This window comes from Enterococcus alishanensis, from assembly GCF_019218635.1.
GTDB classification, from domain to species: domain Bacteria; phylum Bacillota; class Bacilli; order Lactobacillales; family Enterococcaceae; genus Enterococcus_A; species Enterococcus_A alishanensis.
Map to the genome: position 1 here is coordinate 195,610 of NZ_JAHUZB010000001.1, position 15,668 is coordinate 211,277.

The following is a 15,668-nucleotide window of genomic DNA, read 5'->3' on the forward strand; positions in this document are numbered from 1 at the left end:
CCATTTCATATGATACCAGAGAACGCGATGCGTTAACTTACTGTTGATATCATAACAACTACTCGAGTTGTCGGTTACTCCCCTAAGGAATCTTCTTTTATCGTAAAGTGAATACTACAGGAATTTTTTTAAGAGCGCAACGTTTTTGTTTGTTCTTAATTATTTTCCAGCAATGATGGTTTCGATGGTACTTTGATCTAAGCCTTTTAACACTTGAATCAACATTTCTCTAGCAGCATCAAAATCCGCAATGCTAAACATCGTTTGGTGGGTATGGATATAGCGACCACAAACACCAATCACTGTGCTTGGAATTCCTTGATTTGATGTGTGGGCAGCGCCAGCATCAGTACCGCCTTTTGAAACAAAGTATTGATAAGGAATATGATGAGTTGCCGCAATATCTAATAAATATTCTTTTAGGCGAGGCAATAAGATCATTCCAGGATCTTGAATCCGTAAGAGTGTCCCTTCACCTAAGTGTCCGAAAGTTCCTTTGGTTGTGACAGTGTCATCAGCTGCTGAACAATCCACCGCAAAGAATAAATCTGGTTGAAATTTTGTGACTGCTGGTTTTGCTCCCCGCAAGCCAACTTCTTCTTGGACATTTGCGCCGGCGACTAAGGTATAATCTAGTTTTTCTTGGGCTAAAGCTTCTAGCGCTTCTAAGACGACTGTACAGCCATAACGATTGTCCCAAGCTTTACTGATGATATTTTTTCCATTGGCCGTTTTAATGGTTTCTACTAGAGGTACGATGGTGTCCCCAGGTCGCACGCCATAACTTTCAGCTTCTGCTTGAGATTCAAAGCCAGCATCAAATAGAATATCCTCTACTTTAATTTGTCCTTGACCGCTAGTTCCTCTTAATAAATGCGGCGGAACGGAAGAGGAGATACAAGGATAATTTCCATTAGCTGTTTTTAGCGTAAAGCGTTGAGCAGAAACAACATAAGGGTTCCAGCCACCTAATGGGGTAACTTTGAACAAACCTCTTGGCGTAATTTCTGTTAGCATAAAACCAACTTCATCCATGTGAGCAGCAACCATGACCCGTGGTTTTTCGGCAGCAGCATGTTTTAAGCCAAAAATACCTCCCAAGCCATCTTGTGCGACTTCATCAACTAAAGGTGTCAGTGCTTTTCTCATATAGCTACGAATGTCTTCTTCAAATCCACTGGTTCCCTGTAATTCAGTTAACTCTTTGATACGTTGAAATGCTTTTTCATCCATTTTTTATGACGCCCCTTTCAAAATTATTATAAACTTTTTTTTAAAGGTTGGATAGGACTTAGATAATCTTCCTTATTTTAAATATTTAGTTATAATAAGAAGGATAAAGAAAAAGAAAGAGGATTTGATGAGAGAAATAACAAAAAATATATTTCGTTTTTTTTTACTAATTATTTGTGGTGTAGGATTGAGTTGGCAGCTGGGGATGTTAAGTGGGGATTTTGATAGTTTTCAGTTGATTTTTTATACGATTCAAAGTGATTTTTTAATTTTTTTAACGTATCTTTTTTTAGTTCTTACTAGTTTTTTTCAAAGCTTATATCAACGGAAATTTATTTCAAAAGACGTCTCTGCTAATCTATTAGGTAAGTTAACTTTGCTAGCTGTCCTTTCCTCGGTCGCTGATAATTTTTTTACCACACCTAGCACAGTGGATCCAAGAGTTATTTTTCTATTGCATCATTTTTTACCACTGCTAATGTTGCTGGATTGGTTTATCTTTGTACCAAAGGCGGAAATTAAACAGACAAAACCTTTAACCTGGATCATTTTTCCGTTATTGTATTGGTTGTTTATAGTTGTTCGAGCAACATTTTACTTACCGTTAAGAAATAGTTTTTCGTGTTATCCATACAGTTATTTGGATGCAGATTTGCTCGGATGGCCAACGGTTTTTGTACATATGTTTGCTTTACTGCTTTTATTATTGATTATCGGTTATGCTTTAAAAAAAATCGGTAGTGGGCGCTATTTACAAGTTTTAAAGTGTTGGTTAAAAAATAATAAAAAAATAATGTAATTTGACGGGTCAAAAATAATCGAAAAAAAACTTGATTGGTTCTATACTTTGGATTATCAAATATGGAAACAAAGATTGTGGGGATTCGATTATGGCCAGCAAAAGCAAATTACTATCAGGCCCAATTATTGTTTTGGGTCTGTTTTCATTTCTATCATCTTTATCAGGAGAAAGTACCAATTTAGCCTTACCAAATATTAGTCAAGCGTTACAAATAACCAATAACCAAGCTACTTGGATTGTTCAAGTAGGCTTAATTACAACAACCATTTTGTTAGTGGCTTTTGGTCATTTAGGAGATATGATTTCAAAAGAATTTGTTTTCTTAATCGGTGGCATTTTTTTTACATTGGGATCACTGGTGAACGGATTGGCACCGGGATTAACGATATTATTGTTGGGGAGGGTTGTGCAAGCGATTGGTTCGGCAATGATAATGGCAAACTCAATTGGCATTACGACAGAATTGTCCACACCTAAAAACCGTGGCGAACTATTAGCAATTACCTCGATGTTTATTTCAGTAGGAGCCATCTCTGGTCCGGCTATCGGTGGGTTGATTTTATCCTTTACTTCATGGCGCTTGATTTATTTGATCAATGTACCTTTGGGAATTTTATTTATTTTAATTGGTTTGAAGGTTTTTACCTTCCCTAAAATATCGGTAGCGACTGTAAAAAAATCTTTAGCTGGTGCCAATTGGTTCGGGCAAATTATTTTTTCAGTGGGAATTATTGTTTTGTCCATAAGTAGTTTATTTTTTCAAAACCCAAAGTTAAGCTATTTAGTCGGTATAGCAGCTTTTATTCTAGGAGCCGTTTTAACAATTTATTCCTTTATGCAAGATGATCACAGTCAAACACCTTGGATTTCTCCAACCATTTTACGGAATAAACCTTTTGTTTTTTCAATGTTCGCTTTATTCTTGGCCATGTTGGTGAATGTTGCCTCGAATATTTTATTACCGTTTTATTTACAAAGTTTCAATGGTATATCGCCATTGATTGCTGGTTTAATTATGATTTTGCAATCTAGCGTGATGTTGTTTGTTTCACCAATCTCAGGCCGTTTAGCTGATCGGATAGGATCAGGAAAATTAATTATTGCCGGTTTGTTAGTCTTAGCCGTCTCTCAAATAGGCTATACAATGTTTCCTCTTAAATTTAATTGGCTGCTAGTTTTATTGCCAATTTTATTGAATGGTGTGGGTATGGGAATGTTTTTGGCGCCTAATAATTCTTTGGCCATTTCCTATGTAGATAAAAGTTTAACAGGTGTGGCAGGTTCTTTGACTTCGTTTTTTAGAACAATTGGAATGAGTTTGGGGATTACGATTGCTTCGACGGTTTTATTTGCTCAATTACCAGGTGTAAGATATATCACGCCTCAATTAGGGACGACCTTTTTGACAGCTTTTCATCATGTCTTTTTATTAATGACTGGATTATCTTTGATTGCGGCTATTTTATCTTTATACTTATTGAAATGGGAAAAAGAAAGGGCACTTAAGAATTAACTCGTGCCCTTGACTTGATAATAGATGATTTCAAAAGTAATCTGGTGAATATTTTCTTTAGTTAATTGATCGCCAAATACGGTGTTTAGTCGTTTCGCCAAATCTTCTGAGGAAAGTTCGTCTTGATAATAATCATGGAAAAAAGATTTTTCGTATATTTCTTTATGTTGATAAGTAAATTGTTTGGTTTGATAGCTAATCTGTAATTGATCGAGCTTTTTTTTATAACTTTGATTGATTGCTAAATCGGGATTTTTAGCTTCAAATGGGCTAAATAAGCTGTCAGAATCTTCAATGACCCGTAATAAACAACACCAATCTTTACTGAGACGATTAAAAGCAGGCAAGTCATCAGCTTTTAAAGTCGGATTCATCGCTGAAAAAACGAGATCAAAATGTTGTGGCTGTTGAAAGAATTCCGTTTGTGCCATTTGCAGGAAGGCAACCTTTGAGTTGGCCTTCTTTTTTGCAAGCTCAATCATTTTTTTTGAGAAATCCACTAGTAGATATCTTTCTGTAAAAGATTGAAAAAATGCCATATATCTACCACTGCCACCAGCTAAATCAAGTATACTAGACTGAGGTAAAATTTTTGCTTGGAGTAAAAAATCAGTGAGATCTTTTTCAATTGTTGTAAAAGAAGCTGCTTGAATTTCGTCGTATTCTTCGGCGAAATCATCCCAAAAATTTTCGTTCATTTTTTATCCTTTCTTGGAGGTTCTAATGATTATAAACAATATTTCCCCACAAAAATTAACACCGATTTTGACCGATTTATTAGCGCTTGATCAGCAGAACAAAGCGGTCTCAGCTATGCCTATTCAGACCATCGCTTTTTCAGCAGAAATAGCCGATCAAATTGTCGGCGGTGTTACTGCTAAAATTACTGGTGAAAGCCTGCATATTTCCTTGTTGGCGGTATCGCCGCAGCAACAAAATCAAGGGATTGGGGCTAAGTTGATTGAAAAAGTTGAAGCCTATGCACTCACAGAAAAATTAACCACTATAACTTTAACAACTAAAAGCTATCAGGCGCTAGATTTTTATTTGAAACAAGGCTATCAAACTTTTGCAGAACTAACAGATGTGCCAGTTCGCGGTATCACTAAATATTATTTATTAAAACGCCTTTCTTAAAAATAATAATATTGAACAGTTAAAATAGCGACTAAAACTAAAATAGCCGGTAAAAAATTTGAGACTCTGATTTTGGTTAATTTCATAACATTAAAGCCAATCGCCATAATCATCAGTCCGCCAATCGCACTGATTTCATCCATTAAGAGAGTCAGTAATTCAGGTGGTAGATATTTCACGATAATGCTGGCAAAAATTGCGATTAAACCTTGATAAATAATTACCGGAAAAGCTGAAAATAATACGCCAATCCCTAGTGAAGCAGTCAACATAATCGACATAAAACCATCCATTACTGCTTTGGTAAATAGGGTAGTGTGGTCATTAGACACACCACTTTGAATCCCACCGATAATCCCCATAGAACCAATTAAATAAATCAGACTAGCCGTGACAAAACCTTCAGCAAAATTGCTATTTCCCCGAGCAAAACGCCGTTCTAAAAACAGACCCAATTTTGTCATGGCATCTTCAATTTTTAAACCTTCACCAATCATGCCACCAATACAAATCGCAATAATAATTAGAATAAATGACTTGGCGGTAATCGCCATCTGGACAGCTAAAGCAATCACCCCTAAAGCAATTCCTTTTGTTACAGTATCTTTCGTCTGTTCAGAAATATTTCGTAAAACCACTCCTGACAAACTCCCGGCAATAATTGCTAAACCATTTACAACAGACCCCAAAAGAATCATCCCAACACCTTCATTTCTTTAAAATGAGAAAATAATTAAAATCAATACTAACATGAAGCTGTCGCTCATAGCAATAGCAAAAAAGCCCGAAAAATTTTCGGACTTCTCATTTAAATTTCACCTTTTTTTAGACGTTCACGTTTTGCTAAGATCGGCATTACAAAACCTAATCCAATTAAAACGACAATTCCGACAATATTAATAATTAATTCGTGCCAGAAAAGTGAAGAGCCATAAGGGGCATCTTGTGGCAAAATCCCAAAAATTGTTGCAACTGCAGTAATAATCAAACACCACATACCGACAAATACGGCGAAGCGATCATTTTTAATAAAGACATAATCGGAAGGAAATTTTTGTGTATCTTGTCGAATTTTGATAAAGGCGTAAAAAATCCAACAAGTGACACCGGGAGAAATAATTCCGTTTAAGTTCAACAGCCAGTTGAAAATATCATTCATCTCTGGCAGGAAAACCCCTAGTAATAAAATGAAGGCACTCAAGGCAGTTGTTAAAATATAGCCATTGATTGGTAAACCATCCTCATTTAACTTGGTTAAGGCTTGCGGCATATACTTTTTACCGGTATCAGAGATCAACATCCGAGTCATTGCATCCAATAAAACTGCCAGTAAAGCACACATATAAATAATTTGGGTAATGGCAAAGATATACATTAAGGTATTTCCTAGATGATAAAATTCTCCCAAACGTTGAAAGGCATAGTAAGAACCATTCATTTTTAAATTATTTGGCAAGTTATGGGCATTAAAGAAAACTCCTAATGAGAATGAACCAAAGACCGTTAAGAAAATCGTCATCACTGTTAACATAATCATTGCTTTAGGAAAATCTCTTTTTGGTTTTTTCATCCGAATCACAAAAGGGGCGACCAATTCGGCACCGTTAATGGCATAAATCAATAATCCAATTGTTGTTAAATAATGTAAATTAAACTTTGGCAAAATGGTTTGAAAATTCATTGGTTGCGTTTCAATATGACCATTGGGCATAAATAGGGAAGTGAAGGTCATCACGACAAATAAAATCGCCATAATAAACATTGCCCCACCACCTAGTGTGCTTAACACTTCCAAAGACTTTTTGAAATGACGTTGTAAAAAAATAAATATTAAAAAAATGACAAAAGTTAACAACGCAAACATTGAGTTAGACAATTGCTCTTCTAACGAATCATTCCCGTTAATGACCCAACCAAAACCAACCACTACCGCATTGGCTGTGTCTACTACGTAAGGAATTGAGGCCGCCCAATAAGTCCAAGCAGTAAAATAGCCTAACCGATCGCCGCTAGTTCCTCTGACCCATGAAGTTAAGCCGCCACCTTCATGATTAAAAACTGAACCTAATTGTCCCACCATCAATGAATAAGGGATTACATAAAGTAACAGCAAAATCACCCAAGAAGTAATTACGCCCATTCCTTGATTGGCAAAATTATAAATAATATCATCAAATCCGATAACTGTAACAAAAGACATCATGGCTAAAACTGGCCATGAAATAAAACTTTTTTTCTCTTCCATGAAGTTGCTCCTTTAATTTTAATCTAAGTTTTCAGCAGCAAACAGGGAGGCTTATTTAATGGCAACAAAGTCGAAACATCCTCTCATTCGAATCGCTTTATCTTCCCATGAAAACAATCGTAAGGTCAACTGTTAAATAAAAAAAATGGAGCAGACTAGGCTGCTCCAATTTATAAAAAACTCTTTACATAATCGCCAATAAGGCTTCAATATCTGCTCTTTTAGTTGCCCAGCTCGTAGCAAAACGAATTACTGTGTGACTATCGTCAAAGATTTCCCAGAAACCAAAAGCAACTTGTTCTTTTAATTTTTCCATTTTCTTGTTTTCCAAAATAATGAATTGTTGATTTGTTGGGGAATCTAGATAAAATTGATAGCCTTTTTCTTTTAGGCCAGCTTTTAATAAATCGGCTAACTCAATTGCATTTTTACTGATTTCAAAATATAGATTATCGGTAAATAAAGTATCAAATTGAATCCCTAATACACGTCCTTTAGCTAATAAGGCGCCTTGCTGTTTCATATTTGGAACAAAATGAGCTGGGGTATTATTCTTAGTGAAGACGATGGCTTCTCCTAATAAGGCACCAACTTTTGTACCGCCAATGTAAAAAACATCTACTAAATCAGCTAATTCTGCTAAAGTTACATCATTTTCTGAACTTGCCAAGGCGTAACCTAAACGAGCCCCGTCAACAAACAAAGGAATTTTATATTCATCACAAACGGCGCTGATGTCCGTTAATTCTTTTTTAGAATAAATCGTCCCATATTCAGTTGGTTGAGAAATATAAACCATGCCAGGTTGCACCGCAAAATCACGGTTGCCATCATTCCAATAATTTTTCATATATTGCTTCACGTCAGTGGCTGAGATTTTGCCAACTTTTTGCGGTAAAGTCAATACTTTGTGACCGGTAAATTCAATCGCTCCAGTTTCGTGAGTAGTGATATGTCCGGTTTCAGCTGCCAGCACACCTTCTGTTTTATTTAGCATCGAAGCAATCACTAAAGCATTGGTTTGCGTACCACCAGAAATAAAATAAATATGGGCATCTGGTTTTTCACAAGCTGCTTGAATTTTTTGACGGGCATTTTGACAATAAATATCATTTCCATAACCAGTTAATTTTTCCTCGTTAGTTGCCACCAAGTTAGCCAAGATTTTTTCATGGGCCCCTTCTAAGTAATCGCTCTCAAAATTTAACATCTAATTCCTCCTAGTCTAATGAAGCATCTTTCTGATAAAATTATCCCATAAATAAATCTATTATCAAGGGGAGTTTTTTAGTTTGGAAACAAAACGATTAATATTTAGAGAGTGGCGTGACGGAGACCAAATCCTTTTGAATAAATTTTTGCAGGATGCTGAAGTGATGTCCGCTTATGAACATGCTTTTTCTGATGAAGAAGTAACCAATTGGTTAGCTTGGAATGTAAAATCCTATGCTGAAAATGGTTTTGGCTTATGGGCATTGGAATTGAAAGAAACTGGTGAAATTATTGGCGAATGCGGTTTGATTTTACAAGAAATTGACGGAGAATTTTTCCCCGAAATTAGTTATCATTTGGCACAAAAATTTTGGCATCAAGGCTACGCTACAGAAGCCGCTCTAGCGGTTCGAGATTGGACGTGGCTAGAAACAAATTATACGGAATTAATTATTACCACAAGAGATATCAACATTGCCTCCATGAACGTCGCGATTCGCTGTGGTTTTATTATTAAAAAAAGAATGGTCAAATATTATCGCGGGCTTGAAATGCCCCATTATTTGTTTGGATACAAAAAGACACCTCATAATAGAGATGCCTCAGCTTTATAGTTGGATTGATTCACCGACCGCCATTACTTGACCAATACCATCTGGTAATAGTTCTACAAATTTGTCGGGATCTTGTTTGATTAAAGGAAAAGTATTGTAATGAATCGGGACGACTTTTTTAGCTTTTAGTCGTTTGGCTGCACTAGCTGCTTCTTGTGGTCCCATCGTGAAATTATCACCGATTGGCAAGAAAGCTACATCGATTTCAAAGGCTTTACCAAATAATTCCATGTCACCAAAATTTGAAGTATCGCCAGCATGATAAATCGTTTTGCCATTACTTTGCAAAATAAAACCAGCTGGATCACCCATATAAAGCATTTTACCTTCAAATTCGTAGCCAGAACTATGTTGAGCGTGCATCATTTTCACCCGACCAAAAGGAAAATCGAACTTCCCACCAAGGTTCATAGGATGCCCTTTTTCAGCACCTTGTGTCGCTGCAAAATGTAAAATTTCTGGTTGAGCAATAATTGTCGCATCATTATTTTTGGCAATTTCTACCATGTCACCAATATGATCGTTGTGCCCATGTGTAATCAAAATATAATCTGTCTCTACTTTACTGGCTTCCAAATCAGTGAGGGAATTACCGTTAATAAAAGGGTCAAATAATAGTTTTGTGCCGTCGTCAGTAACCACTGATAAAACCGAATGTCCGTGATAGGTAATTTTCAATAGAAAAACCTCCTTTTTTTTATTATACTTTTAGATAGGAAAATAAACTATTAAGATCCCTTTAAAAAGAAGAGGTGTTTTATGGAATTAATCGTCAGTCCAACATTAAAGGAATTAGGTGTCACTTTAAGTTATCACTTAGTTTCTTTTAAAAATCAAGATCACCAAGAAAAATTGTGGCAAGAACTATTAAATCCTCTGTTTCAACAATTAGAGACTGGGGGCGTTGGTCAGATTAAAGAGGATCCGCAAATCATCGCCACTAAAAAGGTTTATCGCGCATTAGGGAAAGATCCGGCACGTTTTCGACCGTCTTCAGATAGTTTGTGGCGTCGCGTAGCCCAGCAAAAGGGCTTGTATCAAATCAATGATTTAGTAGATTTAAATAATTTTTTTTCACTGAAATATAGAATCCCTTTTGGTTCTTACGATGTAACAAAAATCCAATCACCAATTACTTTAACGGTGGGTGAAGCTGGTGAAACTTATCCAGGAATCGGTAAAGCTTCAGTCAATATTGAAAATTTAATGGTATTAACCGACGAATCGGGACCGTTTGGCAGTCCAACAGCAGATTCAACGCGGGGAATGATTGGTGAAGATACATCGGAAGCGATCGTGATCGGTTATCATTTTTTAGCGGATGACTTCGCTACCATACAAAAAGAAATCAAAGAAGTTTTAGAAGCTTATTTAACTGAGGGTCATGTGATTGAACAAGGAATAGTTTAAAAAATACGAGCGGGAGAGTTTTTCTCCCAGCTCGCATTTTTTTACCAATTTTTACAAACATCAATCCAAGTTTGAAAATCGGTATATTCTTCTAACTCAGGAACTGTTAGCTTAATGGCGCTATTGCCACTACCACAAGCAGGATAAACATAATCAAAGCGTTTCAACGATTCATCTAAATAAATATCTACCTCTGGATTAACCGCAAAAGGACAGACACCACCGACCGGATGACCAACTCTTGTATCCACCTCGTCAGGCTTCAACATAAAAGCTTTCTCTTGAAAAATGCTTTTAAATTTTTGATTGTCGATCTTTGCATCACCAGCAGTGACCAATAAAATCACTCGGTCTTGATTCTTTCGCTTAAAAGATAAGGTCTTAGCAATTTGCTCCGGTTTGGTTCCTAATGCCTGTGCTGCTAAAGCGACGGTAGCTGAAGATTCATTTAAGACAATAATATCTTCTTCGCGACCAAATTCGGAAAAATATGATTGAACTTTTTCTAATGACATAAAATCCCTCCATTTTTTCTAGCAAGCATAGCATTAATTGACGAGAAATTTAAGTCTTTTTAATAAAAAAGAGACAAAATCGTAACGACTTTTTGCTAAAAATATTATAATACTTTTCTGGAGGGATGCCTGATGGAAACACGAGGAATCATAATTAATCAATATGGACATGCAGATCAACTGGTGGAAGGAAAAGTCCTTTTACCAGATTTAAAAGAACATCAAGTTTTAATTAAAACGAAAGCCACATCGATCAACCCCATCGATTGGAAATTACGTGAAGGATTTTTGGCTCAAATGTTTGAATGGGAATTTCCAATTATTTTAGGTTGGGACGTTGCTGGAATTATCGAAGCAGTTGGTAGTGAAGTAACCGATTGGAAAATTGGTGATGCCGTTTTTGCTAGACCAGAAACGACTCGCTTCGGCACTTACGCAGAAGATGTTATTGTTGACGATCATCTATTGGCTAAAAAACCTGAAAATGTTGGTTTTGATGAGGCGGCAGCTGTTCCTTTGGCAGGATTAACTGCTTATCAAGCATTATTTACTCATGGACATCTAAAAGCTGGTGAAACTGTTTTGATTCACGCCGGTGCTGGTGGTGTGGGTACTTATGCAATTCAATTAGCGAAAAATGCTGGCGCAAAAGTAATCACAACTGCTAGTGCCAGTAACATCAATTTATTAAAAGAATTAGGCGCCGATGAAGTAATTGATTATCGAACTACTGATTTTTCTGAAGAATTGCAGAATGTTGATTTGGTTTTCGATACAATGGGTGGCGAAATTCAAGAAAAAAGTTTTAAAGTTTTAAATCAAACAGGACGTCTGATTTCAATCGTCAGCCAACCGGATTTATCATTGGCGCAAGACATTTTATTGGCAAAAAGTATTTGGTTGAATCCCAATGGACAACAACTTCAAGAAATTGCTGATTTGATGACTGCCGGCAAAGTACGCAGTGTAATTGGCGCAAAATTTCCATTAACTGCGGCTGGGATACGAGAAGCCCATTTGATGAGTGAAAGCCATCATGCTAAAGGAAAAATTGTCATTGTGAAGTAGAAAAAAAGCAACCTCTCTCTTTTTTTGAGAGGTTGCTTTTTTTATTTTAAAAAATAAACGCTTGCTCAGCTTCATAATTTCTTCAAAAAATAGCCGTAGACAAAGCCAAAGTTTTTATACTATCTTAGAAAGGAATAAGAAAAAAGGAGATATTGTTATGCGAGTGTTAATAATTGAAGATAATCAAGAATTGTCAACTAGCATGAAAGCTGGATTGGAGCAGGAAAAAATCTCAGTCGATCTTGCATACACTGGAATAACTGGGGAAGAAAAAGCTTTTGTTAATTCATATGATGCAATTTTATTAGATTTAAATTTGCCAGATAAGGATGGCTTGGAGATTTTGTCTTTTTTAAGACAATCAAAAGTTGAAACACCAATAATAATTATTACCGCACGAGATGAAATTCAAGAACGGGCGAAAGGTTTAGATTTTGGGGCAGATGATTATTTAGTAAAACCATTTGACTTGTTAGAATTGAATGCTAGATTAAGGGCAATTATTCGTCGGTTTCATGGTCGAACGACACCCCAAATTACGATTGGAAAATTAGTAGTGAATCCAGTCTGCCGCCAAGTCATATATGACCAAAAAGTCATCTCACTAAAGCCAAAAGAATACGATATTTTATTGTGCATTGTTGAAAACTATCCAGCGATTGTCCCTATCGCAAAGATTGCTGAACATGTTTATGATGATGATTTCGACCCTTCTTCATCAGTTTTACGTGTTCACATGGCTCGTTTGAAGAAAAAATTGGCAGATGCAGCTGACAGAGAATTATTAAAAAATATTCGATCAAAGGGGTATCAAATATGCGACTAAATTTCAAAATGACAGTTGTAATGGTGACTTTTTCGTTGTTAGTTACTGCTGTTTTAATTAGCAGTTTTTTTCTTGTACGAACCAATATTTTACAAATGAATGTCGCTGATTCTTTAGGGGACAATTTTTTTGTAGAAAATATCCAAGATGCCAAAATTGAAATTACTTCAGCTTCTGAAGGACAAAATATTTCTCAATTTGCAGTCAGCAGTGATCGATTAGATAGTATCTATATGAATGAGTATTTTAAATATTTACCATCGATTGCTTTAGTGGTTTGTAGCGTGATTTTACTCTTGACCTTTCTTTTGTGGGCGGTTTTGCGAAAAATCTATAATAAACAAATTTTAGCAATTACTCATGACATGAACTTCATTGAGGACTTATCAATCGAAACGATAAAAGATCAAGCCGTAGCTAATGCATTCGGAACAATAAAGCAAAAATTTGACGGTCATCTAAGTGATTATAAACGATTAAATAGCTATTTAACTCACGAACAGAAAAATGCAATCGCTGTTTTGAGGAATAACATCGAACTGGAAAGTGCAGGACAAACGAATCTGCAGGTTTTAGACCGCTTAACTGATAGTATCGATGATATTTTAACACTGTCAAATAATCAAGGAGACTTAACAGAGGAAAAAGTAGACGTGGCATTAATTTGTGCAGAAGTGTGTGATCTTTACCAAAAACATTACCCTCAATTATATTTTAGGTTTGATGAAGAAGCTACAACGATGATTTATGGTAAGGACCGTTGGATTTATCGTGCTATTTCCAATTTAGTTGATAATGCGATTAAGTATGGTCAAGGTAAGCCAATCGAAGTCGTCGTTGAAAAGTTAAAAGAAAGTATCATCGTAAAAGTTAAGGACCAAGGTTGCGGTATTCCAGAGAGAAAACAATCCGAAATTTTTTCTCATAATTATCGGGTTCGGGGATTGAAACAAGACGGTTACGGCATTGGTTTATCTGTTGTTATGCATGTTTGTAATTTATGTCGTGGCTTCGTTTATCTAGAAAGTGAAGAAAATCAAGGGTCAGTTTTTTATTTAACATTCCCTAGTGAGAGTTAACATAGAATTAACATTTGATTTGCTACTATCCTATTGTAGGAGGAAAAATGATGATTATCATCAAACAGGCGTTATTGAATTTTAGGCGCAATAAATGGCATGATTCTATGATTGCTGCACTATTTTTTTGTTTAATTTTTTTGTTTTGTTTTTTATTGCAACTCTATAAAGTTGCTGATTATTCTTTATCCGAAATGCAAAAGCAAACGGCAACAGTTGTGACTGTAGAACCCAGTTTTAAAGAAGAGCAGGTAGAAAATTTGACGGCAGAAGATCTTCAAGCAATCAAAGCACTTCCGTATGTGAAAGAAATCAATATGATTGGTTACATTTCTTTAGAAATGGATGGACTGCAGACTAGTGAAAAGATCACAAAAACAGAAGGAGCTATTGTATCTGATACTGATTTATTTGAAACTTCTGAATTTCCTACCATGGGAGTAACTATTTTATCTGATGAGGCACTAAAAAAATATTTTAGTCAGAACTGGTCAATCAAGGGTGGTCTACCTTCAGAGGTAAAAACGTGTTTAGTCACTAAACAGTTTGCCGAAGAAAATCAACTAAAATTATTTGATGAACTAAGTGTTGGAGAAACGAATCAAAGGCAAAAATTAAAAATTGTTGGAATTGCTAACCCGAAAAAAAACAGCGCAGCACAAGCATTTTACAGCTCAATTTTTATTAACCCAATAACCAACCAGTCTTTAAATGTTCCTCAAGATAATAATTTTAGTACTATAAGCATCCAGCTAACGTCTAGTAAGAAACTAGGAGCTTTAAAAAAAGAGCTCCATAAAATTTCTTCGTTTAATCATTACCGGGTATATAAGGATCAGAGTTTTGTTCAAGTCTACGAGGTATTTCTGAATCAAAAAGAAATGTTGCTAAATGGTGTGATTGCCAGCGGTATTTTGAATTTATTTTTACTTAGTTTGTTTTATTATTACTTTTTTAAAAAGCGCCAATCCGATTTATTCAGTCTACATTTAATGGGGCTGCGTCAAAGCTATTTGATCCTTAGCAATATTTTGGAGATTGTTTTAATCGTGATTATTTGCTGGTTAAGTGCGTGTATATTAACCAATTTGTTAACGATTGAAGTGACAAAGGATTGGTTTAGTCGCTTACAACAAACTACCCGAGATTATCTGCCCTTGCTGTCATTAAAACAACCGATTTTTAATTCAGCTGTGGTTCAAAAACTTTTTGTGGGAAGCTTAATTATTCTAGTCCCTTATTTAATTGGTTTCATGGTAATTACTTCAGCTTTAACAGGACGCTTAAGTTATATATATAGCAGCTATTCTTATCAATCAAGGAGGCTGATGAAATCATGAAACAACTCGTATTAGAAAATGTAAGCTATTGCCCTAAAAATTCAACAGAAAAAATTTTAGATCAAATAAACGGTGAATTTTTGACAGGAAAAATCTATTTTATTTTGGGAAAGAAACAGACAGGTAAAACGACATTATTATCAATTCTAGCCGGACTAGTCCGTTGCACTGAAGGGAAAATTCTAGTCGATGGAGAAGATCTTAGTTTGACTAATCAGGATGATTTTCGAGCAGAAAAAATTTGTTGTCTTTTTCAAAATGGAAACTTGGTGAATGATAGTGCGTTAGCGAATTTAGAACTTGAAATGCTCTTAAGCAAGCAACCAAATCGAACGGATGAATTAATCAATAGTTTACAAATTGCTGGATTAACAGATAAAAAAATAAAAACAAACATTAAAAAGCTAACAAAAAAAGAACGACAGATGGTGTATTTAGCCAAAATTTTAGTCAGTCGAGCTAAATTGATTTTATTAGATGATCCTAGCCAATTATTTTCAGAGTTAGACGAGGAAATGATAGTGCGTAAAATAGCAGATTTCTGTCGAAGAAATGATAAATGTCTGGTGATAGTTAGTCAGTCAAATAATGCAATAAAATTTGCCGATGAATTGTGGGGCTTGAATGGGGGAAAACTATTATTTATTAAAGAGCAGCCAAGATAAATCGGGGAG

Annotated in this window: 17 protein-coding genes; 10 read left to right on the forward strand and 7 right to left on the reverse strand. The window is 35.6% G+C overall.

From position 1 onward, the window contains the following. Positions 1–159: 159 nt before the first annotated feature. Positions 160–1,233 carry a glutamyl aminopeptidase gene (pepA, locus tag KUA55_RS00970; RefSeq protein WP_218324302.1) on the reverse strand — a complete coding sequence of 358 codons (1,074 nt, stop codon included), beginning with the start codon at positions 1,231–1,233 and terminating at the stop codon, positions 160–162. Positions 1,234–1,360: 127 nt separating this feature from the next. Here pepA and KUA55_RS00975 point away from each other — a divergent pair, with 127 nt between their 5' ends. After that, complete coding sequence (locus tag KUA55_RS00975) at positions 1,361–2,032, forward strand: Pr6Pr family membrane protein (protein ID WP_218324303.1); 672 nt, start codon at positions 1,361–1,363, stop codon at positions 2,030–2,032. Between the two features lie 91 nt (positions 2,033–2,123). Then, positions 2,124–3,548, forward strand: a complete 1,425-nt coding sequence (locus tag KUA55_RS00980; protein ID WP_218324304.1) for an MFS transporter — start codon at positions 2,124–2,126, stop codon at positions 3,546–3,548. On the opposite strand, the gene KUA55_RS00985 is transcribed toward KUA55_RS00980, so the two are convergent. Continuing rightward, positions 3,545–4,246, reverse strand: a complete 702-nt coding sequence (locus KUA55_RS00985; RefSeq protein ID WP_218324305.1) for a methyltransferase domain-containing protein — start codon at positions 4,244–4,246, stop codon at positions 3,545–3,547. The genes KUA55_RS00980 and KUA55_RS00985 overlap by 4 nt on opposite strands. A gap of 25 nt (positions 4,247–4,271) precedes the next feature. Between KUA55_RS00985 and KUA55_RS00990 the strand changes: the two genes are divergently transcribed. Further along, positions 4,272–4,685 carry a GNAT family N-acetyltransferase gene (locus tag KUA55_RS00990; protein ID WP_218324306.1) on the forward strand — a complete coding sequence of 138 codons (414 nt, stop codon included), beginning with the start codon at positions 4,272–4,274 and terminating at the stop codon, positions 4,683–4,685. Here the strand turns inward: KUA55_RS00990 and KUA55_RS00995 are convergent. From KUA55_RS00995 to KUA55_RS01005, 3 genes are all read right to left on the reverse strand, one after another. Next, a complete protein-coding gene (locus KUA55_RS00995; RefSeq protein WP_218324307.1) occupies positions 4,682–5,383 on the reverse strand; it encodes a DUF554 domain-containing protein in 702 nt (233 codons plus the stop codon). The two genes, KUA55_RS00990 and KUA55_RS00995, sit on opposite strands and share 4 nt — an antisense overlap. A 110-nt stretch (positions 5,384–5,493) precedes the next feature. Continuing rightward, positions 5,494–6,930 carry an amino acid permease gene (locus KUA55_RS01000; RefSeq protein ID WP_218324308.1) on the reverse strand — a complete coding sequence of 479 codons (1,437 nt, stop codon included), beginning with the start codon at positions 6,928–6,930 and terminating at the stop codon, positions 5,494–5,496. Between the two features lie 184 nt (positions 6,931–7,114). Then, the gene (locus KUA55_RS01005; RefSeq protein ID WP_218324309.1) at positions 7,115–8,140 is read right to left on the reverse strand and encodes a threonine aldolase family protein; all 1,026 of its coding nucleotides are present in this window, start codon (positions 8,138–8,140) and stop codon (positions 7,115–7,117) included. A gap of 82 nt (positions 8,141–8,222) precedes the next feature. On the opposite strand from KUA55_RS01005, the gene KUA55_RS01010 reads away from it, so the two are divergent. Beyond that, entirely contained in the window at positions 8,223–8,756 is a 534-nt protein-coding gene (locus KUA55_RS01010; RefSeq protein ID WP_218324310.1) for a GNAT family N-acetyltransferase, read from the forward strand. Here KUA55_RS01010 and KUA55_RS01015 read toward each other — a convergent pair. Beyond that, a complete protein-coding gene (locus tag KUA55_RS01015) occupies positions 8,751–9,434 on the reverse strand; it encodes a metal-dependent hydrolase (protein WP_218324311.1) in 684 nt (227 codons plus the stop codon). The two genes, KUA55_RS01010 and KUA55_RS01015, sit on opposite strands and share 6 nt — an antisense overlap. 81 nt (positions 9,435–9,515) lie before the next feature. Between KUA55_RS01015 and KUA55_RS01020 the strand changes: the two genes are divergently transcribed. Continuing rightward, complete coding sequence (locus tag KUA55_RS01020) at positions 9,516–10,166, forward strand: B3/B4 domain-containing protein (RefSeq protein ID WP_218324312.1); 651 nt, start codon at positions 9,516–9,518, stop codon at positions 10,164–10,166. Between the two features lie 41 nt (positions 10,167–10,207). On the opposite strand, the gene KUA55_RS01025 is transcribed toward KUA55_RS01020, so the two are convergent. Continuing rightward, the gene (locus KUA55_RS01025) at positions 10,208–10,681 is read right to left on the reverse strand and encodes a YbaK/EbsC family protein (RefSeq protein ID WP_218324313.1); all 474 of its coding nucleotides are present in this window, start codon (positions 10,679–10,681) and stop codon (positions 10,208–10,210) included. A gap of 132 nt (positions 10,682–10,813) precedes the next feature. On the opposite strand from KUA55_RS01025, the gene KUA55_RS01030 reads away from it, so the two are divergent. From KUA55_RS01030 to KUA55_RS01050, 5 genes are all read left to right on the forward strand, one after another. Next, positions 10,814–11,749 (forward strand): NADP-dependent oxidoreductase, encoded by a 936-nt coding sequence (locus KUA55_RS01030; RefSeq protein WP_218324314.1) that lies wholly within the window; start codon positions 10,814–10,816, stop codon positions 11,747–11,749. A 157-nt stretch (positions 11,750–11,906) separates the two neighbouring features. Next, a complete protein-coding gene (locus KUA55_RS01035; RefSeq protein ID WP_218324315.1) occupies positions 11,907–12,575 on the forward strand; it encodes a response regulator transcription factor in 669 nt (222 codons plus the stop codon). After that, positions 12,566–13,654 (forward strand): sensor histidine kinase, encoded by a 1,089-nt coding sequence (locus KUA55_RS01040; protein WP_218324316.1) that lies wholly within the window; start codon positions 12,566–12,568, stop codon positions 13,652–13,654. Before KUA55_RS01035 ends, KUA55_RS01040 begins: the two co-directional genes overlap by 10 nt. Before the next feature lie 50 nt (positions 13,655–13,704). Beyond that, complete coding sequence (locus tag KUA55_RS01045) at positions 13,705–14,994, forward strand: ABC transporter permease (RefSeq protein WP_218324317.1); 1,290 nt, start codon at positions 13,705–13,707, stop codon at positions 14,992–14,994. Continuing rightward, the gene (locus tag KUA55_RS01050) at positions 14,991–15,659 is read left to right on the forward strand and encodes an ATP-binding cassette domain-containing protein (RefSeq protein WP_218324318.1); all 669 of its coding nucleotides are present in this window, start codon (positions 14,991–14,993) and stop codon (positions 15,657–15,659) included. The genes KUA55_RS01045 and KUA55_RS01050 overlap by 4 nt, the downstream gene beginning before the upstream one ends. Positions 15,660–15,668: the final 9 nt, after the last annotated feature.